19 protein-coding genes are annotated in these 21,339 nt (G+C 56.0%); 12 read left to right on the forward strand and 7 right to left on the reverse strand.

Annotation, left to right across the window (positions count from 1 at the left end; genetic code table 11):
* Positions 1 to 34: 34 nt before the first annotated feature.
* Genes J4E53_RS10805 through J4E53_RS10815 form a run of 3 tightly spaced genes read right to left on the reverse strand, consistent with a single transcriptional unit; the run spans position 35 to position 2,795 of the window.
* A complete protein-coding gene (locus J4E53_RS10805; RefSeq protein WP_060743010.1) occupies positions 35 to 1,207 on the reverse strand; it encodes a beta-propeller fold lactonase family protein in 1,173 nt (390 codons plus the stop codon).
* Positions 1,208 to 1,621: a Zn-ribbon domain-containing OB-fold protein gene (locus J4E53_RS10810; protein WP_060743009.1), complete on the reverse strand. Its 414-nt coding sequence runs from the start codon at positions 1,619 to 1,621 to the stop codon at positions 1,208 to 1,210.
* A gap of 4 nt (positions 1,622 to 1,625) precedes the next feature.
* Positions 1,626 to 2,795, reverse strand: coding sequence for a thiolase domain-containing protein (locus J4E53_RS10815; protein ID WP_013692824.1), 1,170 nt, complete (start codon positions 2,793 to 2,795; stop codon positions 1,626 to 1,628).
* A 283-nt stretch (positions 2,796 to 3,078) separates the two neighbouring features.
* Between J4E53_RS10815 and J4E53_RS10820 the strand changes: the two genes are divergently transcribed.
* The 8 genes from J4E53_RS10820 to J4E53_RS10855 all read left to right on the forward strand — a co-directional run bounded on the left by J4E53_RS10820 (position 3,079) and on the right by J4E53_RS10855 (position 11,604).
* Entirely contained in the window at positions 3,079 to 5,190 is a 2,112-nt protein-coding gene (locus J4E53_RS10820) for a 3-hydroxyacyl-CoA dehydrogenase NAD-binding domain-containing protein (protein ID WP_060743008.1), read from the forward strand.
* 183 nt (positions 5,191 to 5,373) lie between these two features.
* A complete protein-coding gene (locus tag J4E53_RS10825; RefSeq protein ID WP_343226763.1) occupies positions 5,374 to 5,553 on the forward strand; it encodes a rubredoxin in 180 nt (59 codons plus the stop codon).
* 87 nt (positions 5,554 to 5,640) lie between these two features.
* Positions 5,641 to 7,113, forward strand: a complete 1,473-nt coding sequence (locus tag J4E53_RS10830) for an NAD-dependent succinate-semialdehyde dehydrogenase (protein ID WP_060743007.1) — start codon at positions 5,641 to 5,643, stop codon at positions 7,111 to 7,113.
* 205 nt (positions 7,114 to 7,318) lie between these two features.
* Positions 7,319 to 8,479 carry an MFS transporter gene (locus tag J4E53_RS10835; protein ID WP_060743006.1) on the forward strand — a complete coding sequence of 387 codons (1,161 nt, stop codon included), beginning with the start codon at positions 7,319 to 7,321 and terminating at the stop codon, positions 8,477 to 8,479.
* A 462-nt stretch (positions 8,480 to 8,941) separates the two neighbouring features.
* Positions 8,942 to 9,259: an antibiotic biosynthesis monooxygenase family protein gene (locus J4E53_RS10840; protein WP_060743005.1), complete on the forward strand. Its 318-nt coding sequence runs from the start codon at positions 8,942 to 8,944 to the stop codon at positions 9,257 to 9,259.
* The gene (locus tag J4E53_RS10845) at positions 9,249 to 9,527 is read left to right on the forward strand and encodes a LysR family transcriptional regulator (protein ID WP_060743004.1); all 279 of its coding nucleotides are present in this window, start codon (positions 9,249 to 9,251) and stop codon (positions 9,525 to 9,527) included. The genes J4E53_RS10840 and J4E53_RS10845 overlap by 11 nt, the downstream gene beginning before the upstream one ends.
* A gap of 61 nt (positions 9,528 to 9,588) precedes the next feature.
* Positions 9,589 to 10,077, forward strand: coding sequence for a cupin domain-containing protein (locus J4E53_RS10850; protein WP_060743003.1), 489 nt, complete (start codon positions 9,589 to 9,591; stop codon positions 10,075 to 10,077).
* Positions 10,078 to 10,575: 498 nt separating this feature from the next.
* Positions 10,576 to 11,604: an alpha/beta hydrolase gene (locus J4E53_RS10855; RefSeq protein ID WP_013692831.1), complete on the forward strand. Its 1,029-nt coding sequence runs from the start codon at positions 10,576 to 10,578 to the stop codon at positions 11,602 to 11,604.
* 166 nt (positions 11,605 to 11,770) lie between these two features.
* On the opposite strand, the gene J4E53_RS10860 is transcribed toward J4E53_RS10855, so the two are convergent.
* Both J4E53_RS10860 and J4E53_RS10865 read right to left on the reverse strand, forming a co-directional pair.
* Positions 11,771 to 12,676, reverse strand: a complete 906-nt coding sequence (locus tag J4E53_RS10860; protein WP_013692832.1) for a LysR family transcriptional regulator — start codon at positions 12,674 to 12,676, stop codon at positions 11,771 to 11,773.
* A 162-nt stretch (positions 12,677 to 12,838) separates the two neighbouring features.
* On the reverse strand, positions 12,839 to 13,921 hold the full coding sequence (locus J4E53_RS10865; protein WP_103308709.1) for an AbrB family transcriptional regulator: 1,083 nt from the start codon (positions 13,919 to 13,921) through the stop codon (positions 12,839 to 12,841).
* 129 nt (positions 13,922 to 14,050) lie between these two features.
* Here J4E53_RS10865 and J4E53_RS10870 point away from each other — a divergent pair, with 129 nt between their 5' ends.
* Positions 14,051 to 14,947 carry a LysR family transcriptional regulator gene (locus tag J4E53_RS10870; protein ID WP_013692834.1) on the forward strand — a complete coding sequence of 299 codons (897 nt, stop codon included), beginning with the start codon at positions 14,051 to 14,053 and terminating at the stop codon, positions 14,945 to 14,947.
* Positions 14,948 to 14,982: 35 nt separating this feature from the next.
* On the opposite strand, the gene J4E53_RS10875 is transcribed toward J4E53_RS10870, so the two are convergent.
* Both J4E53_RS10875 and J4E53_RS10880 read right to left on the reverse strand, forming a co-directional pair.
* Positions 14,983 to 16,176 (reverse strand): MFS transporter, encoded by a 1,194-nt coding sequence (locus tag J4E53_RS10875; RefSeq protein WP_177431703.1) that lies wholly within the window; start codon positions 16,174 to 16,176, stop codon positions 14,983 to 14,985.
* Positions 16,177 to 16,428: 252 nt separating this feature from the next.
* Positions 16,429 to 17,322 carry a LysR family transcriptional regulator gene (locus J4E53_RS10880; protein ID WP_103308708.1) on the reverse strand — a complete coding sequence of 298 codons (894 nt, stop codon included), beginning with the start codon at positions 17,320 to 17,322 and terminating at the stop codon, positions 16,429 to 16,431.
* A gap of 189 nt (positions 17,323 to 17,511) precedes the next feature.
* On the opposite strand from J4E53_RS10880, the gene J4E53_RS10885 reads away from it, so the two are divergent.
* From J4E53_RS10885 to J4E53_RS10895, 3 genes are all read left to right on the forward strand, one after another.
* Positions 17,512 to 18,186, forward strand: a complete 675-nt coding sequence (locus tag J4E53_RS10885) for an NADPH-dependent F420 reductase (RefSeq protein WP_103308707.1) — start codon at positions 17,512 to 17,514, stop codon at positions 18,184 to 18,186.
* 16 nt (positions 18,187 to 18,202) lie between these two features.
* Complete coding sequence (locus tag J4E53_RS10890; RefSeq protein ID WP_103308706.1) at positions 18,203 to 19,843, forward strand: GMC family oxidoreductase; 1,641 nt, start codon at positions 18,203 to 18,205, stop codon at positions 19,841 to 19,843.
* A 72-nt stretch (positions 19,844 to 19,915) separates the two neighbouring features.
* On the forward strand, positions 19,916 to 21,339 hold a 1,424-nt coding region (locus J4E53_RS10895), incomplete at its 3' end, for an aldehyde dehydrogenase family protein (RefSeq protein ID WP_207268135.1).

Here is a 21,339-nt window from a genome sequence, read left to right on the forward strand (position 1 = left end):
GGCAGTGGGGGACCATCGGCGCATTGCCGCTCAATCAACGTAGCCCGACAATACCCATCCAGTACTGAAGTTGATTTCCTGGCGTCTCGACATCGACGCTTCGAGCGTACTTGAGATGCCCGTCATCACCTATCCGGAATATCGACAGTGTCGCGGGCGTTACAGCCAGCCCTTTTTCATCATCGTATGTGGCCAAGGCCTTGATACTCGCCGTGACGAGCAAACGGCCACTGGGATCACAGGCAAATGTTCGGACGTGAAAGGAACGAGTGTCCACATGCTGAACGAGTGTGGGCTCGCCTGTTTCAGGGTTGATAGCGTAGACGGCTATGTTGTTTTCACCTCCGGAGAACACTTGGTGCCCCTGGTCGGAGTGCGTCGCATCTGCGCGATTTACCAGGTAAACAAACTTCCCGTTTGGATGAACATGGATTGCACCGGCGAGTTGTCGCGGGCGCACGTGCTCAGGGGTTCGCAGCGTTCCCCGCGTGAAGGCTGGCTCGGCCTCGATCCGGTCACCGTCATGTCGGAACATGTAGAGACGGTTGGTTCGCTCGTCGGCTGCGTAAAGCCACGGATGCGTCGGATGAAAGTCGACATGCCGCGGGCCGAAGTCATAGCCATGATTCGGCGCAACCACATCGCTCATTTGGAGATGCTCTTCAGTTAGCCGAAATGAACGGAGTGCCCCGGGATCTTCCAGCTTGTCTGTCGTTGCGTTATTGCCGCGGTCAACTACCAGGACTTGTTTGGCGGATGGATAAAACATGACTTGGTGCGGATAGACCCCAAAGTCGGTGTCCGGATCCTGAGCCTGGCAACTGCCAATTGTACGGTCTGCGTTGATGCGGTGCACAGTCAATGAGCCGCGCTTGAAATTGTGGGCATTGACGATAAATCGTCCCAGGGGGTCGATACACAAATGTACCGCTCGGTAGGGAAGTCGCGCAGGTAAGCCGTGAGTGTTGAGTTGCCCGTCAGGTCCCAACGAGTAAGCGCTGACGTGATTGTGATGGGACTCCACCCTCGGGCCACCGTCGCTTGTTGAGACATACAGGAAGCCGCCGGATGGATGAGGCCATGCGTATTGCACCTTTGAGGCCACAGTGACGCTTTCCATCCTGTGGAGCGTTGCGCTGTCTACGTCAATCATATAGCGCGTGATGACATCATCTACGGCGCTGTAGAGTACGGCGCGGCTGCTCATTCAAGCCTCCGAATGGTCAATTGTGAACATGGGAACGGACATGCCGCTTTCTGATTCTTTAAACGCGACCCTGACCCGCTGCCCGATGCGAACACTGTCCAGATCAACATCGACAATATTCGTAAGCATCATCAGTCCCTCGTCAAGGCGCACATAGGCAATGCAGTACGGTGCTGATGCGCCGCGTCTTGTGATGCTGAAGGTGTAGATTGTCCCGGTCCCGCTTGCGGTGATCCATTCGACATTGGTGCTCCAGCAAAACGGGCACAACGCACGAGGATAATGATGCGGTTGATGGCAGGCATTGCAGCTCTTCAAGAGCAGGCGCCCCTCGGCCGCAGCATCGAAATAGGGTTCATCACCGGGGTTCAGGATGGGGTCGCTGATGGGGCGTTCTGTGTAGGGGGTCGACATGTTTTTACTCCCTTTCCATGATGACGGTGGCTGCACCGTGCCGATGACCTATCGCGCCGCCGATGCCGGTGGCGAGGGCTAGCGAACAGTTGGGAACTTGCACCTTTGGATGAGCCTCGCCTCGAAGCTGTCGTACGGCTTCGATTATTTTTGTGATCCCGCCGCGATTGGCGGGATGGTTATTGCACAGGCCGCCGCCATCGGTGTTGAACGGCAACTTGCCGATGCCCGAAATAAGGTTGCCGTCCGACACGAATTTTCCGCCTTCGCCTTTTTTGCAGAATCCCAGGTCTTCAAGTTGTAGGATGACGGTGATGGTGAAGCTGTCATAGATGGAGGCGTACTGGATGTCGGCCGGTGTCACACCCGCCTCTTCGAAGGCTCGAGGGCCGGTCCACGCGGCTCCGGTATAGCTCAAGTCGAGGCGTCCACCCATCTGGTGTTTAGTGGATTCACCGCAGCCAAGTATCCGTACCCGTGGTCTGTTGAGGGCCTTCGCAATCTCCGGGCGGGCAACGATAACTGCGCCGCCGCCGTCGCTCACGACGCAGGAATCGAGACGCCGCAGCGGGTCAGAAATCATCGGCGATGCCAATACATCTTCGACCGAGACCACTTTGCGCAACATCGCCAGAGGGTTGTGTTGCGCATGGTGAGAGGCGGCGACCTTGACCCACGCCAGTTGCTCGCTGGTTGTGCCGTACTCATGCATGTGGCGCATCGCACACATGGCATAGAGGTTCAACGTGACTGGGTTATAGGGCATCTCGAATGGCGCGTCCGGTAGATTGACTCCTCGTACGCGCGCCTGTATCCCAGAGATACCTTCAGAGTTGGGGCGACCAGCCAGTGTAATCAGAGCCACGTTGCATCTGCCCGCTGCTATTGATTCTGCAGCGTGGGCGATATGGGCGAGATAAGAGCATCCTCCCATATCGGTCGAATCGACATGCCTCAGCTTGTCCAGATTCAGGTAGTTGGCCATCGACCATACATTCCCGCCGGGTGCATCGCCCGCGCAGAAATATCCGTCGATGTCATCTTTGCTTAATCCCGCGTCTTCAATTGCCCCTTTCGCCGCCTCCGCATGTAGTTGTGCCACCGAATGGTGGGGGGCCTTGCGTAGGGGGTGCTCATACGCTCCGACGATGTATGCCCTGCCTTTTATTGTCATCTCTAGGGTTTCCTCAGTGCATGAAGATGAAGCTCGAATGTGCTTTCCGGTACCTTCGTTCAGGGGGATCGGTCCAGCGTCAAAGACTAAAGTAGCACAGCAAAAAGTTCCGATCAGTGAAATCCGTGCTGATTATCAAAACTCATGCTACCATCGATTCAACGTTGTTTGGAGCGCAGGATGGCGCTGCACTCAAATTTCCGGGCCAAACCTGGATGCTCATTGGGTGCGAGCGGTCGCGGGGTAGGGGCAGGCCATATTTTTTTTGAGACAGGAAGATGAGATGAGCGAAAGCCTGATGGTCAGTTACGAAGTCGAAGGTGTTGTGGCCGTAATCACAGTCAACAATCCGCCCGTCAACGCCCTGACTCCCGAGATGAGAGGGAGCATCATTGACGCCGTTACCCATGCGAACGCCGACCCGGCTGTCGCGGCGATCGTGTTGATGGGGGGTGGCCAGAATTTCATCGCGGGTGCTGATATTCGACAGTTCGGCAAGGCGAGAACAATCACTACCAGCATGAGTGCTGCGGCACTCGACGCCAGCGCCAAGCCGACTGTCGCTGCTATTCATGGATATGCGCTGGGAGGCGGTCTCGAGCACGCCCTCGCTTGCCATTACCGGATTGCATTGCCCACAGCCAAGCTCGGATTGCCCGAGGTCGCTCTCGGGCTGATACCAGGAGGCGGCGGTACGCAGCGTTTACCAAGGCTGGTCGGGGCGGCCGTAGCCACCGATTTGCTCGTCTCCAGCCGCCATATCCATGCCCCCGAAGCATTGCAGATCGGGCTTATTTCCCAGATTGTTCCAGGAACACAAAACCAAGAGCTTCGTGACGCTGCCGTAAGGTATGCAAAAGCAGTGGCGCACGCTCAACCGCAGCGCGTACGCGATTTGGCGCTCGAACCGATGGATGCGACAACCATGGATTTGCTGCAAGCGGCACGCCGCGAAGCAGCCAAAAAGTCTCCTCACAACAAGGCGCCTCAGTACGCGATCGATTGTATCGAAGCAGCTTTCAACCTGCCGTTTGATGAGGCTCTAGAGGTTGAGAGCCGCTTGTTTTCTGAGCTGGAGGGTTCTGATGTTGCCAAGGCACTTCGCTACGCATTTTTTGCCGAGCGCGAGGCTGCCAAGGTTCCGGATGCGCCCCCGGGTTTCAAGCCTGCTGGTGTGACGTCCGCTGCTGTGATCGGCGCGGGAACGATGGGCGCCGGTATTGCCATTTGCTTCGCTGATGCAGGCATTGTGGTGAAACTCCTGGAAGCGAGTGCCGAAGCACTGGACAGGGGCCTGCAGCGCATACGTGACATCTACGCCGTAAAGGTCAAGCGCGGACGCATGACTGTGCAAGAAATGGATGCATGCCTTCAGTTTGTCCAGCCTGTCTCTCATTACGAAGAGATCGGCGACTGTGATGTCGTGGTTGAAGCGGTGTTTGAACGGATAGATCTGAAGAAGGATGTGTTCACCAAACTTGATGCGGTGATGAAGCCTGGCGCGCTGTTGCTAACGAACTCTTCCGCGATTGATATCAACGTCATGGCCAACATGACAGGCAGGCCTCAGAGCGTCGCCGGCGCTCATTTCTTCGCTCCCGCGAACGCGATGAAACTGTGCGAAATCGTGAAGGGTGATCAAACCTCGATCGAGACAGTTGTGCGGGCAATGAAGATGGGTCGCGATCTTAAAAAAGTCTGCGCGGTCTCCGGAACGTGCGATGGCTTCGCGGCAAATCGCAGTCGCGCGCCGCTGGTCACGGAAATGATGCTACTGCTTGAGGAGGGAGCACGCCCTGAGCAGATCGACAGGGTCATGGTTGAATTTGGCTATCCAATGGGACCGTTCGCAGTGAGCGATCTGTCCGGTCTCGATGTCAGCTATGACACGCGCAAGCGTCGCGCGGCAGCTGACCCTCAATACAGGAAGCTCCATGTCCCGGATCGGATGGTCGAGCTGGGCCGCAAGGGCCAGAAAAATGGGGCCGGGTGGTATCGCTATGAAGAAGGTGACCGCACACCTCGTCACGATGAAGAAGTGATGCGGATCATCGCGACCGTCGCCCATGAGCTTGGCACGCCTCAGCGTACCTTTACCGACAGTGAAATCCTCAAACGTCTGTTATTTGCCTCGATCAACGAGGCTTGCAAGATCCTGGATGAAGGTAAGGCATATCGAGCCAGTGACATTGATGTCATGTGGTTGTACGGCTTTGGATTTCCTCGCCATCGAGGAGGGCTGCTGTACTGGGCTGACACGATCGGGGCCACGGAAATCCATCTGCAAGTGCAGCAATGGCATGAGCAATACGGCAGGCGTTGGGCACCTAGTCCGCTGCTGTCGAAAGCGGCCAATGAAGGGCTGTCCCTGAGAGAGCTGAAATCAGTCATATGAAAGCAGGGCAATGGCAACCATGGCCGCGTGCGGCCGGTAACAGCTGTTCTGGCAAAGTGAAAGCAACGCCCTGGTTGCTGTCCCCCAAGGGTTACGAAACGCTTCCCATGGTCGGCAAAGGGGCCAACAAGTAGAAAATGAAACGGAAGAAAAATCATGAGCAATGACACGTCCACACAAGCCTTGTCCGAGGGCGAATTCAAAATTTGGCAATGCATTTTATGCGGTTTCATGTATGACGAAGCCGAAGGTATTCCGGAAGAGGGCATACCTGCTGGAACTCGGTGGGAAGATGTTCCCCAGGATTGGATTTGCCCTGAGTGTTCGGCGACGAAGCTGGACTTCGAGATGGTCGAGATTTGATTAATTGCCTTTCCGGCACAGTGTTTTTTCGGTGATTGAGGGCGATATCAACCGAGCCCCTTGGCGCCAAATGTAGAGGGAATTCAGATGTCCATTGAAACCAATAATAATGTCATCGCCGACGCTGATCATCCGCGCGTAGGCCTCTTCATCGACGGTGAATGGATTTTCGACCGCCCCTCTTGCTTTGAAGTGTTGGACCCCAGCACCGAAGCATCGCTCACCAGCGTTCCCGGGGCCACGACCGCTGACCTGAAACGCGTGTTGGCCGCCGCTGAGCGGGGGTTCAAAATCTGGCGGGACACACCACCGGCTGAGCGTAATATCATCATCAGTCGTGCCATCGCAGGCGTGCGTTCACGTTCCGAAGAAATCGCGCAGATCATCACCCGAGAGAACGGCAAATTAATTGCAGATGCGCGTGCGGAGGTGGAGCGTTCGGCGAGCTTCTTCGATTGGGACATGGCACAGGCCCTGCGAGCCTACGGGACCATCGTTCCGGGCGAAGCTCAAATGCAGAAATCGATTCTTCGTCAGCCAATTGGTCCAGTCGCAGCGTTCACGCCTTGGAATGTGCCGCTAAGCGCACCGTCGCGAAAAATCAGCGGTGCACTGTGCGCCGGGTGCTCCATCATTTTGAAAGCCCCAGAAGAAACCCCTGGCGCGGCAGTAGCAATGGTTCAGTGCTTCGAGCGAGCCGGTTTGCCCAAGGGCGTATTGAATCTGGTGTTTGGCAACCCGGCGCTAGTGTCTTCGACCCTGATCGAGTCGCCAGTGACCCGCATGGTGACCTTGACGGGGTCGGTGGCAGTCGGCAAGCACTTGAGCCAACTGGCGGGTGCGGCCATGAAGCCGGTGCTGATGGAGCTCGGCGGCCATGCCCCGGTCATCGTTTGCGAAGGGGTCAATGCCGCGGAAATCGGCAAGATGGCACTCAAGAGCAAAATTCGGATCAACGCTCAGTGGTGCGCTGCGCCAGGTCGCTTCCTGGTACACGAGAGTATCTACGACGAATTCGTAGCGGCGTTTGTGGCAACCGCCGATCAGGTACGTGTGGCCGACGGCATGGATACGAAGGCAGACATCGGACCGGTCACCAGTGTCCGGCGCCTCGCCGCGATGCAGCATTTTGTCGATGACGCATTGGCGCGTGGCGGCAAGGTTGCCGTGGGTGGGCATCGTGTAGGTGAGCGTGGTTATTATTTTGCGCCGACTCTGCTGGTCGACACTCCACTAGATTGCGCCATCATGACCGATGAGCCTTTTGGGCCGGTCGCTGTCGCGGTTCGTTTCTCGACCCTAGATGAGGCCATCGAGATTTCCAACAGTCTATCCGTGGGTTTGGCTGCTTTTGCGTTCACCAATTCACTGGAACAGGCTGAACGATTGAGTCGTGAGCTGGATGTTGGAGTCCTGTCGATTAACCATTTCGGTGCGCCGGATCCTGACACTCCGTTTGGCGGTGTGAAGGACAGTGGTATTGGTAGAGAGGGGGGGCCGTGGAGTCTGGACTCGTACATGGTCAGCAAGACCGTGCTACAGAAAACTGCTCGCGTCTGACTCAGTGCCCCCAGTTTCCGTGACGGGCGTTGGGGGCTTTGGCTTTATCCGATGATCAAGGCCAATCCAGTGACCACTTGAATTCATAGGAGCATTCACAGAGGCAGGCATTTCCTGAAGCTGCTTCCTGCTAATGTCGGACTTTTTTTGATGCGCAAGGCATCAATGCGCTTCGCACGAACGCATCCGATTAAGGAGTTTGCCCATGAGTGCCAATAATGGTCGCCTGCCTATGATCGGGCTACTTGCTCTGTCCACTACAGCGTTTCTCACCATTCTGACCGAGACGATGCCGGCAGCGGTTCTGCCTGCGATGTCGGAGAGCCTTGAGCAGCCCCCCGCTGGTATCGGTTTATTGGTTTCCATCTATGCATTGGCCTCCGCTGCAGCCGCAATCCCCATTGTGGCGCTCACTCGAAGTCTGCCTCGCAAATCCTTGTACATCATGCTCGTGCTGAGCTTTGCAATGGCTAACGGTATTACCGCCATCTCGACGTCTTATGCGCTGACGGTCGCGTCACGGGTGGTGGCTGGCCTGGCCGCAGGAGTTGTCTGGCCGGTCATCTGTGGTTATGCCATCCGCTTGGTCGATCGCAAAGACATGGGACGGGCTGTCGCGATTACCCTGGCGGGGAGTACCGTGGCCATGGTCGCCGGTTTGCCCTTGGGTAGCATGCTGGGTTCATTGCTTGGATGGCGTTTCAGCTATGGATTGCTTTCGCTGCTCGCGCTGCTTGTCATCGTTTGGGTTTTGCTGGTCGTGCCGCCCATGCCGGGAGAGGGGCGCAAGGAAGGCACTTCGATTCATGACGTCATTCGCACCCCGGGGTTGAGAGTGATCTTGCTGTCGGCTTTTTGCGCGATCCTGGCTCATTACACGCTGTACACCTACATGGCGCCGCTTGCGGAAAAAAACAGGCTGTCAGGCGGGACCGCTCAGGGCCTGTTTCTGTTCGGTACGGGTGCCATCCTGGGCGTACTGATCGCCGGACGTTTCGTCGATACAAGGCTGCGGCTCATAGCGACCACCGCGTTGACGTGCACGGCTGTGACGATGGTTGTGCTGATAGCAGCTCCGTATCAAATGATCGCTTCGGCTGCGATATTTGTGTGGGGGGCTTCGTTCGGCGGCATGCCTACTGTTTTTCAATCAGCGACGGGGCGGGTGGCAGAAGATAATGCGGAGGTGGCAACGGCGATATTGACGACCATCTACAACTTGGGGATTTTTGGCGGAGGTGCCGTAGGTGGTTTGCTCCTAAGCTACTTCGGGATAGTAAGTCTCTCGGGGTTTGCGCTGCTCATCGTTAGCGCTTCCCTTGTGGTGGTCATGGGAGGGAGGTGTCACGCCTTTCCACGGCAGTAAATTATTGCGGGATATATCTCCCTGGAAGAGCGCGCGGCGTAGATGCAATCCTCACGACCGCGTTTCATGGCTGCCAAAAGCTCAGTCGGCATTCACCGGATCGCGCCCCGACGATGTTCAAGTGCTGCCATTCTGTTTATCGCGATAGCTCTTAACTCGTTGTTTTCATAGGTGCCTTCTTGATTCGGCGATATCTGTCTTTGCAGGACGTGCCGCTCATGGCTTAGCCACCGTTGTTCAACGGGACTCGTGGTGGCGCAGTTCAAGCACGAGCACTGTTGAGAAAAGCTCATTAGCGTATCAATCAGGTGCCGTATAGCCATGGCGCCATTGCCGGGGCTAGTTTTGTCTCGCTGGTGCAGCAGAAATGCTTTCGTTGGATGCGGGACTTGATTGCGCGCAACACAGGCATTGCACGCAGTTGTCATTTAATTTTATTACCCAAGCAAAGCAGGGCCGGATATGAATATCGCCGCAGTTAATACCTTGGAGATTCGGGTGATCGAAGAGGTTGACCAACACTTTGAACAGCGTTTGAAGGCGTACGCGGAGACCTTTGAAAAAGTACACGGATGCCTGGGGTATAGCGTGATTCGCAGCTCCCGCGATCCTGGTTTGTGGGTCTTCAGTGGCTACTGGAGCGCGGCATCGATGATGACTGAGCACTTTGAAAGTGAGTCGATGACGGCGTTGGTCAATCATTTGGTAACGTCATGTTCCAACCTGACGTTTGCCAGTTTCACGCCCCAAATCGGAAGGGGGCCGCACGATGAAGCTTGATGAAGCGCTATTTACGGCGATCGATCTCAATGCCTTGTTCATTCTCTTGGTGGTCTATCGCGAGCGAGGCGTGACGCGGGCAGCCGAACGACTGAACGTAAAGCAGCCAGCGGTGAGTAATACGCTGGCGAAGCTGCGCGTTCACTTTAAAGACCCCTTGTTCATTCGACGTTCGAGGGAGCTGGTGCCCACGGCCAAGGCCAACGAAATCGTACGGGGGTTGGCGCCGGCATTGATGAGGATCCAGGACGTTATACGCCCCTTGTGAGGATGATCGGCCGTGCCGTCCCTTCCTGTTCAGATAACCCATTCCAAGCAGGATTTTATCGATGAGAATAACGTTTGCCATGTCAATGCTTAGCGTAACCTTGATGGTTTCAAGTTCGTTGCACGCTGCAGAGGAGCCTGACAGCGCGATGCAAATTGTCAGGAACGGGGAGCAACCTTCTGTCCTGGGGTCGTCCAGGAATTTCGTCGGCACCGTCAGGGTTGATCCTTTATTTGCAGCGCGCCCGCCATCAAGGGTTACGGCAGGTGCTGTGACCTTTCAACCAGGGGCCCGATCAGCTTGGCACACTCATCCGGCGGGCCAAAATCTTATCGTCACGGCCGGTGTTGGATGGATTCAGCAAGAAGGGGGGGAGAAAATCGTCATCAAGCCTGGTGATGTGATTTGGACCCCGCCGGGTGTAAAACATTGGCACGGGGCCACGGATACCACTGGCTTGACGCACTTGGCAATTCAAGAGGTACAGGGCGGGAAAAATGTCGAGTGGCTGGAGCCGGTTACTGATGAGCAGTACGGGCATTCGCGATGAAGCCGCCAAGGCATCTGCGGATCAACGCGATATAGTCTGAAACCGGTATGGAAGAATCGACGATTAGGTCTGCATTATTCTGTTACATTGATGCTTGGCGCAGTGGGGCGATGGAGTTTTTTCGTCAATGATTAAAGGTGGGATTTAATGAATCTCCCGTACTCCGTGGGAACTCCCTAAACTGCAGCTAATAAAATCGTCAGCGCACCAGTCCAGGATTGCAGGCAGTCCGGTATCTATTAATCAATTTTATGCATGACTCCATTCAATTGGATGTGGTGTTTTCCAGACAGCGCCTCGAATACATTGACGTCGACGAATTGATCCTTTGTGGGCTTAGACCTAATGCCATGAAGGGTAGTGCCCGGCGTCAAAGCCCAATGCTCCGTTCAGCGCAGTTGACCAGCTAGATTTGATTCCACTGGCGTTCATCGAGCCTGGGCCAGGCCGCAGTCGTTCTGGATGTCCACACATCGGTTCTTAATTAGGAACAACACCATGAAGAAATTATTTTTTACGCTGGCCCTGCTGGCTAGTTCGTTTACCGCGGTGGCAGCCGATATGTCCAACGGCGCGAACAACTTTTTCAAGAGTGATAAGGTGACTGAGCAGAAGGTATCCTTCAATAATCAGTACCGAATGAAAGTCGTCGGGAACCTGTATGTCCCGAAAAATTTGAATAAGGCCAACAAAAGCCCTGCGATTGTCATTGGCCACCCGATGGGGGCGGTCAAAGAGCAAAGCTCAAATCTTTACGCTCAGAAACTCGCTGAACAAGGCTTTGTGACCCTTGCGATCGATCAATCGTTTTGGGGCGAAAGCGAGGGGCAACCGCGTAACGCCGTGGCGCCGGATATTTACTCCGAAGCGTTCAGCGCAGCGGTCGATTACCTTGGAACCCAGTCGTATATCGATCGCAACCGCATCGGCGTTCTCGGCATCTGTGGTAGCGGCAGTTTTGTCATCAGTGCGGCAAAAATCGACCCTCGGATGAAGGCGATTGCCACCGTCAGTATGTATGACATGGGCGCAGCCAACCGCGACGCGCTCAAGCACTCGCAAACACTTGAACAGCGCAAGCAGATCATCGCAGAGGCGGCTGAGCAGCGTTATGTAGAATTCACGGGTGGGGAAACCAAGTACACCGGCGGTACCGTGCATAAACTGGACGCGAACACCCATCCCATCCAGCGCGAATTCTTCGATTTCTATCGCACGCCTCGTGGTGAGTTCACCCCGGCCGGGTCTTCGCCTGAAGTGACGACGCATCCAACGCTGACCAGCAACGTGAAGTTCATGAACTTCTATCCGTTCAACGATATTGCGTCGATTTCGCCTCGTCCTATGCTGTTCATCGCAGGCTCTGAAGCACACTCGCTGGAGTTCAGCCAAGAAGCCTTCAAGCTGGCGGGTGAGCCTAAGGAGTTGTTCATCGTGCCAGGCGCGGGCCACGTGGACTTGTATGATCGGGTGAACCTGATTCCGTTCGACAAGCTGACTTCTTTCTTCCGAACCAACCTGAAGTAACCCATCTTTGAAGCCGCAACTGCCCGGTTTGCATAGGATGTTGTGGCTTCAAGTCTGAACGTAGGTCGTAGTGCGCATCGCTCGACTTGCCCTTGGTGGAACGTTCATCCCTTGAGTCTTCATGGCTCTTTCGGGCCCTGCACGCTGTGCAGGGCCTTTTTTTCTGTCATGACTCGTGGCGCAACGCGGCGATTAATAAAGCCATAGCCCCGGAGGGTTGCCGACGGCTTGGGTAATAGAGATGAAGTCCTGTCCACAGCGGGCACCAGTCTTTCAGTACCGGAATCAGGTGGCCAGCCTTGACATAGGGCTCAGCGATGTCTTCAGGTACATAGGCGATACCCAAGCCTGCAATGGCTGCATCAAGGCAATCATAAATACTGTTGTAAATCAGCTGACCATCAACCCGCATGTTCAACTGCCGGCCATCTTCCCCGAACTCCCAAGGCCACAATCCACCATGGGTAGGAAGACGCAGGTTTATGCAATTGTGCTGCATCAAGTCTTCGGGCGTCTCTGGTTCAGGGCTGCTGGCGAAGTAGCGCCTGGTCGCTACTGCGGTGAATCGCATGTCAGGACCGATGCGTACGGCGATCATGTCCTGGGCTATCGCCTCACCCAATCGGACGCCCGCATCGAAACGATCTGCTGCGATGTCGATAAGCCCATTGTCCGCGAACAGCTCGACTTTTATTCCAGGGTACTTCGGCAGGAATTTCTTCAACTTTGGGGAGATGATCGATCGGATGGCATGATCCGATGCGGTGATGCGTACGGTCCCGGTTGGGCTTTCGCCCAGCTCTGACAACGCCAGTAATTCAGCGTCGATCTCTTCGAAGCGGGGACCGACAGTTGCCAGTAACCGTTCACCGGCTTCCGTTGGCGAGACTGAGCGGGAGTTGCGCGCAAGCAAGCGCGTGCCCAGATTTCGCTCCAGTGAGCTGACGGCATGGCTGACCGCGGATTGAGACAGGCCTAGATGCGCTGCTGCTCGAGTAAAACTCTTTTCCCGGGCGACGGCAATAAAGGCCATCAACCCACCAAAGGATTGCTTAAGGATGTCATCTTGCATGGCTTGAATGATCTTCGTGAGTGCGCATGAACAATAACATTCCGGTGCGTGGTGCGTAGAGTTTACGGAGGAGTTTGCTAGCGATGCTGAGCGACAGGGAAGTGTTGCCGAGTAGGAGAAACCAGCCCTCGGGCATGCGGACATTTGCGGTGTGGCTTAAGCCTATGACGTTATCTGGCGGTGCTCAGACAAGCGAATGATCAGCCGTGCCACAAAAGCCCCTGTCAGGATGACCGCAAACAATCGCAGGGTCTGCATTGCCAGCACCAGTCCCACGTCGGAATGCGTGTCCACCGCGATGATCGCCATCGTGTCGAGCCCGCCCGGGCTGGTGGCCAGGTAAATCGAGAGGAAATCCCTGTCCGATATTGATGCCAATAGCCAGGCAGATAATGCGCACAGCGCGATCAAAAGCGTGGCCCCCATTATCATCGCCGGCAGGCGCCGCCAGACGTACCCAATCGTTGGGCGGTCAAAGCGCAAGCCGACGTAGCAACCCAGTGCGCCATAAGCAGTAGCGAGGAGCCAGTCGGGCAGCGCGATGTGCAACAGGCCGCTGATTTGCAAGGCGCCACCCAGCAGCAACGGCATCAGCAGCGCCCCGGCGGGCACTCGATTGCCCAGTGCAACACCAGCAAGCAGCGTGGCGATGGTCAGGCCTAGATTAAGTAGTCCGAAGCTTTGCGGCTCGACGTTTGTCACGTGCGTTTCGCCGCCTGTCGGTGCCCCGACCCAGTGGCTCACCAGTGCGCCGATCATCACCACGCACACGACTCGTACGTATTGCATGGTGGCGACTACTCGCGAATCGGCACCGTACTCATCCGCCATCGAGACCATCGCCGAGGCAGCGCCTGGAGCCGTTCCCCATGCGGCGGTGCTGGCCGGAATGCCTGCCCATACCAAGGCTAGTCCGACCAGAGCACTGAGGCAAACCGTTGCGGCGGTTGCCAGCAGCATCATCGGCCAGGACTGGGCTATCGAGAGAAGCACTGCCAGCGTCATGGAATGGGCCGCCAGAATGCCTACACAACCTTGGCCCAGCTTGAAGGCGTAGGGATGGAGCTGTATACCCGCACCGAACGTTCCAAACACGATGGCGACCATCATCGGCCCCAGGAACTGGCCGGCTGGCACCCCTAGAAACTTCAGCAACTGACCGGCTGCTCCAGCCACTAGCGCAAGCGCCAACCATTTGAATGGCGCGGGATAGGCATGTAGAGAAAATCTGGCAGAAGAAGACAAGAGTCGTGCTCCAATCGCTGGTCGCCTTGAGGGCGTGGCATCGCTATCGATGTGCTGATAATTATTGATAGCGTGTTTGATAAAGTCTATTTTCTAATATCGATTGATTGATAACTTTGGTTGATGGATATGGACCTGCGTGACCTTGCCTATTTTGAAGTCATCGCCGAGCTGGGCCATCTGGGCAGGGCCGCACAAAAGCTCAACCGCAGTCAGCCGGCGCTGACTAAAAGCATCCAACGACTTGAGGAGTCGCTAGGTGCCCGGCTGTTCGAACGCGACGGGCGTCGGATCAAGCTGACGGCAGTGGGGGAGTTGCTGAAGGTGCGTGGCAAACAGCTGCAGCAGAGCGTTGCCGAAACCCAGCGAGAGATACGTGATGTTGCCAACGGGGTGATGGGCAATATTCGCCTGGGCTGCGCTGCTTCCATGGCTGATCACCTACTCCCGCACCTGACCGCGACTCTGCTTTCACGTGCGCCGCAGATCACCTTGAACCTGGTGATTGGGCAGGACGATTTACTGCGCGAATCACTTTTTTCCGGGCGGCTGGACATGGTGATCTGCCCGCAGTACGAAGCAGATCCTTTGTTGGAATTTCATGCGTTGTTTGACGATGAGGCGGTAGTGGTCGCCAGCCGCAACCACCCGCTGTTTAGCGCAGGTTATGAGTTGCGCGATTTGTGCCAGTACCGTTGGGTGCTGCCGGCCACCGCCGTGCCGGCCCGACGCTGGATAGACAATGCGTTTCAGTCCAGAGACCTGCCTTTGCCTCAAGTACAGATCGAAACGACTTCGATCTCCTTGCTGCCGCGCCTGATTGGTGAAACCAACCTGCTCAGTTTTCTGGCCCGGGAGACTCTCGAAGACGTAAAGGGTGTGACGCACCTTCGGGAGATCAAGCTCAAGGAAACAACAATGAAACGCACGATTGTCGTTTTCGTGCGAACCGGCGCCTATTTGTCGCCGGCGGCGCAAGTACTGCTGAATGTGCTTAAAGACGATGCACCGCTGTTATTGAGGTAGCGGATGCATAGCGACGGCTTGGGCACAAGAGGCTATCAGGCGGGCGTGGACTGGGTAAGCCGCCCGCCATTCCCAACGACTAGCGCTGCCAGGATGAGCAATACGCTGCCGCCAATCAGCGGGGCTGTTACCGATATATGATCCAGCAAGCTGCCACCGAAAGCGCCTCCGACCATGATCGCCATCTGGATAGCTGCAACCATCAGTCCACCGCCAGTTTCGGGCTCATCGCTTACCTCTTTGGCGAGCCAGGTCGACCAGCATACTGGGATGGCCGAGTACAACATCCCCCAGGCAAACATCATGATGGCGGCGGCTGCGAAACTGTAGCCCAGCTCGGCCAGAGCCACCGTCATGACAGCCAACGCCACCGGAAGCCAGCGCAACAATTGGAAGAGGAATTGTTTTTCCAGCAGTCGGCTGACGATGTACGTACCACCGAAACCGGCTATGCCCAGGCTCAACAATAAAACCGACAGTTGAGTGGAGTCGACGCCAGTAACCTGTTCGAGAAATGGCCGCAAATAAGTGAAAGCGGTGAATGTACCACCAAACGTCAGCATGGCGGCCAGCAGACCGAACATGACGTTCCGACGTTTCAGCACCCCGAACAGCCTGGAAAGGGGAATGGTTTTTTCTGGCTGCATTGCGGGCAAGCTTTTGTATTGCCAGATCACGTTAATGATGACAATCGGTACAAGCGCCGCGAACACAAAGCGCCACCCCAGATGACCTCCCACATAGGCCCCAATGGGTGCGGCAAACGCAGCGGCCACTGAGTGGCCCATATAGATCATGCCCAAGGCTTTGGGCACAGCCTCCTCCGGGACTATCCGAAGCACAGTGGCGGTGGACAATGCCCAGAAACCACCGATTGCGACGCCTAGAAAAGCTCTGGCGATCATCAACCAAGTGAAGCCCGGCGCCAAAGCGATGACCACCAGCGAAATGAGCATCAGCAGGGTCATCGAGACCAGGACATGACGTCGATCGAAGCGTCCGGCGATAGAGGCAATGCAAAGACTTGCCACCACCGCAAAGAAGCCGGAAATGGAAATGGCCTGGCCAGCCATGCCTTGTGAGGTGTGAAGGTCGTTGGCGATGGGCGTCAGGAGACTCACTGGCATGAATTCTGCGGCGATCAGCAGAGCGACGCAGAGTGTCAAAGACCCCACGGCGCTCCAGATCCGGCTGTCAATCTGGGCCGTATTCAAAGTTGAGGTAGTCATCGGTGTTCCTGTGAAATAGCCAATACATGACGCCCTCGACAACTAGGGCGCTGGGCGAATGGACGAATAATGAAAGGAAAAATAACCAGGGATCGACCCCGGCGGGCGATGGGACACTGTCTCATCGCGACTTGCTTGAGGCGAAATGATAGGGGGCTAAGGATGATCTGTAATGATCTGAAATCCGAAAGCGCCTATGAATGATGGCGAATAATTCAGATGCGAAAAAGGAAGGGCTCAGAGCACCGTTGACTATCCGGGGTACCGTAACTCATCGATTAGAACCTGCATCGCCCGAGACTTCTCGCGCTCGCTGGAGTAATAAAGGTGCAGCCCCGGGAATGTTCTCCACCAGGCTTGCATGACAGGAACCAGAGTGCCGTTAACCAGATGGGGGTGAGCGATGTCCTCGGGAACATAGGCCAGCCCGAAACCCGATACAGCGGCATCCAAAATCTGATTGATGCCGTTGAATACAAGTCTGCCTTTGACTCTCGTATTGATTTCCTGGCCGTCCTTTTCCAGCTCCCACGCGTACAGGCCGCCACGTGTTGGCAGGCGCATATTTATACATTCATGTTCCATGAGGTCTTGAGGTCTGGTCGGCATGGCACGAGACTCCATGTAGGACGGCGCGCCCACTATCACAAAACGCATGTCGGGAGCTATACGAACTGCTTCGATCCCGTTTGCCAACCCGTCCCCGAGCCGGATGCCAAAGTCGAAATGGTCGGCCACGATGTCCGTCAAGCCATAGTCGATAACGACTTCTACACTTATTTGTGGGTATTTCGGCAGGGCTTGCGCCAATTTCGGCCAAAGCACAGTTTCGATGACATGATCGGTTGCCGTGATGCGAATGTTGCCGGCGGGGGTGTCGCCAAATTCAGCCACGGCGATCAGTTCGGTCTCGATTTCCCTCAACCGCGGTTCAACGGTATTGAGCAGACGTTCACCGGCCTCGGTGACCGATACGCTACGGGTCGTCCGAGTGAGAAGACGTACGCCGACCCGAGCCTCCAATCTCTGGATGCTATGACTGAGCATCGATTGAGAGATTCCCAGCTGGGAGGCCGCCCGCGTGAAACTTTGCTCTCGTGCAACTGCAATGAGCGCGAGCAGGTCGCTGTAGTGTTCCTTTGCCATTCATCATTCTCTGCGTGGGGGCGAATACTGTATCAGCTCAAGCGCCCGCTCCAAGGATCTATGTTCATGAGCCGGCCATGACAATCGTGGAGGGGATTAATCAATTTTGATCATACCTCTATTCGCCGTCGAGCCTTTCACCCGAACGCCATCCGTGTTTTTAATCCAAAAAATAACAAGAGGCCTTTCATGAAAATCGGAATTCTTGGCTCCGGCCGAATGGGCAGTCATCTGGGCACCATGTTTGCCAGGGTTGGCCATGAGGTTTCCTTCAGTTACTCGCGTAATCAGCAGAAACTTGCCGATCTGGCTGCATCGGCAGGCAAGAATGCACAGGCCAGCACGCCGGCAGAGGCGGCATTCAACGCTGACTTGGTCCTCTTGGCCGTGCATTGGCTTCAAGTGCCTGACGTCCTCAGCCAGGTGGATGACTTGAGCGGCAAAATCGTCGTGACCTGCTGCAATCCTTTAAACGCAGAAGACACCGAGCTTGTCATCGGCCATACGATTTCCGGTGCGGAAACGTTGGCGCAGATGATTCCTGAGGCCCATGTCGTTGCGGCCTTCCAGTCGACGCCCAGCGAAGTTTTGTTCGATGTATTCGCGGCCAGGGGAGAGATGCTACGTCCCACTTTGATCTTCTGTGGCGAGGACGAAGCCAGTAAAGCCACAGTTTCGGATCTTATCAGTCAGGTAGGCTTTGATCCGGTGGACGCTGGGGCTCTGAAGGTCGCCCGTTATATAGAGCCTTTCGCGATGCTCTCCGCAGTGTTGGCTTACGAAACGGACCAGGGGCCCGAATGGGCTTATCGCTTCGAGCGTTTTGACCGGTTGTTCAAAGGCACTTCCCGCGTCGGGAAATAGCGGGAGGAGCGGGTACATGCAGATTTATGATTACATCGTTGTCGGTGCCGGTTCTTCGGGCTGCCCGGTTGCGCGCGGTTTGTCTGACGATCCCCGGAACAACGTCCTGCTTATTGAGGCGGGACCTGCTTCAGATCGTTTCTGGGTCAATACGCCCGCGGGAATGGGCAAGCTCTATTTCAATAAGTCATTGAACTGGAATTTCCGCACCTCGCCAATGGAGAGGCTTCAAGGGCGTCGGATGTACTGGCCTAGGGGCAAATTGCTCGGTGGATCCAGCTCCATCAACGGCATGGTATTCATCCGAGGTCACCAAAAGGATTTTGACGGCTGGCGTGCCTTGGGCAACCCAGGCTGGGGGTATGAAGATGTCTTGCCGTATTTCAAAAAGATGGAGCACTTTGAGCGGGGCGGCGATGAATATCGCGGAGCGAATGGTCCACTATGGATCAGTGATCCGGTCGTCAAAGAAAAGAGTAGCTACGATTTTATAGAGGCCGCTAACCGTACCGGTATCCCGGTGACCGAGGACATGAATGGCGCCTTGCACGATGGCGTAGGTTTCATGCAACACAACATCCAAGACGGGCAACGGATGTCGACTTACCGGGCATTTATCGAGCCTGTCATTGAACGGCCGAACCTGACGGTTCGAACCGGATGCGAGCTGCAGCGCGTTTTATTCGAGGGGCGTACCGCTGTCGGTATAGAGGTTTTGAAGAGTGGCCGTTTGGAGCGTATCTATGCGGCGCGCGAAGTGATTCTGTCAGCAGGCTCGCTGAAGACCCCACAGATGCTGATGTTGTCTGGCATCGGCCCAAGGGCTGAACTGGAAAAACACGCAATTCCCGAAGTTCTGAATTCCCCAGGAGTAGGGCAAAACCTGCAGGATCATTTTTATATTCACACAGCCTTCCGTTGCACCCCAGACAGTTCGTACAACGCCAACCTTGTAGGCCTGCGCAAGTACTGGGAAGGCTTCCGTTACCTGATGACCCGCAAAGGGTATCTTGCCCTTGGCTCTTCCCAGGTCGCGGCGTTTGTTAAAAGTAGCCCGGACGAGGACTACGCTGATCTCCAAATCAGCTTTCGGCCCATGACCTTTCAATACTTTCCCGATGGCACGGTTGACGTTGAAAGGCATCCCGGGCTCGGTGTGTCGGTCTATCAGTTGCGTCCCAGCACCACGGGAACAGTGACGCTGCGCTCAACCAACCCGTCTGACCCGGCCGATTACACGCCAAATTTCCTGAGCAGCGATTACGACGTCAATGCGGTGATCAGTGGTGTGCGCTGGATACGCAAAATCATGAACAGCGAACCCATCAAGTCTCGCGTGGTTTCGGAAGAATTGCCGGGGCTCCACATTCGTACCGATGAAGATATCTACAACTATCTGGTCGAAACCGGCAACTCGGCCCACCACCAGGGCGGCACCTGCAAGATGGGTAACGACGCCATGGCGGTGGTGGACGAACGACTGCGTGTCCGTGGTATCGAGCGTCTGCGGGTGGTGGATGCCTCGATCATGCCATTCATCACGTCGGGCAACACCAATGCGCCGTCCATCATGATTGGTGTGAAAGCCGCCGACCTGATTCGTGAAGATGCAATGGCTCGCCGGGCAAGCAGTTCGCCGGTCGAAACTGTTGGTTGAATCGGCGGGTACCGTGTTGCCACCTGTCACGAAAATGCTCACCGAATAACAACAACTGGAGGCACCAGCAAGATGCACGATTACGCGAAGTTTTATATCGACGGTGAATGGGTAGAGGCCGCGGCCTCCCAGCGCCAGGAATTGATTGATCCGACTACCGAAGAAGCGTTTGCCACGGTCGCCATGGCGACCGTTGAAGAGGTGGACACTGCCGTGGCCGCAGCTCGGCGTGCATTCAAAAGCTATTCGCAGTCTTCCCTCGATGAGCGTTACGACCTGATCAACCGTATCATCGAAGCCTACGAATTGCGCGCCGATGATTTTGTACAGGCCATTGCGCAAGAGGTGGGTATTCCCTGCAGTGCCCGTGCTCAGGTCATGGGGCCAATCGAACATATGAAGGTCGCTCGCGACCTGTTGAAGACGTACGAGTTCGAGGCGCGAATTGGCAATACGATCGTTCGCCGTGAACCCCTGGGTGTCTGCGCACTGATCTCGCCTTGGAATTGGCCGATCCAGACAACCGTCATCAAGCTGATCTATGCGCTGGCCGCCGGTTGTACAGTCGTATCCAAGTCCAGTATCAACTCGCCGGTCAGCGCTATTCTGCTGACAGAGGTGCTGGATGCCGCAGGCGTACCCAAGGGCGTTTTCAACATGCTCAACGGCTCGGGGCGAGTGATTGGCGAGGCGATGTCGAAGCATCCCGATGTCGACATGGTTTCCTTCACGGGCTCGACCGGTGCCGGTGCGCAGGTAGGCGAGGCAGCGGCACGCACCATCAAACGCGTGTGCCTGGAGTTGGGCGGGAAGTCGGCGAATATCGTGCTGCGAGACGCCGATCTGGAAAAGGCCGCGCGCTGGAATATTCAGCGCGGCTTCTTCAATACCGGACAATCCTGCCACGCGCCGAGTCGCATGTTGGTGCATGAAAGTCAGGTGGAGCAGATCATTCCGTTTCTGGTTGACGAAGCAAACCGATTCCGTCTCGGAGACCCGCGAGATCCCGCCACGACCATGGGGCCGATTGTCAGCCGGGCACAATTCAACAGCATACAGCGTCACATACAGTCGGGCCTCGATGAGGGTGCACGGCTGATTGTCGGCGGACTGGGGCGCCCCGAAGGCTTCGAACGTGGCTTTTTCACCCGTCCGACCGTGTTCGTCGATGTGACCCCCGAGATGACTATTTGCCGGGAAGAGATTTTCGGGCCGGTCTTGGTGGTGGTGCCTTATTCCACCGAGGCGCAGGCATTGGAAATCGCCAATGACTCGCCTTATGGGTTGGGTGGCTATGTATTCGGTGGGGACCGGCGCAAGGCGTATGAGTTCGCCAGCGGCCTGCGTGCCGGGCGTGTTTGTTTTAACGGCGCGCCGACTAACTCGCTGACGCCTATGGGTGGCTACAAGGAATCCGGCATTGGCCGCTCAATGGGCGTTTTCGGGTTGCAAGAGTATCTGGAAATCAAATCGGTCTATGGCTTTGACGAGGAAGC

Source organism: Pseudomonas sp. FW305-28 (assembly GCF_017351395.1).
GTDB lineage: Bacteria > Pseudomonadota > Gammaproteobacteria > Pseudomonadales > Pseudomonadaceae > Aquipseudomonas > Aquipseudomonas fluorescens_AA.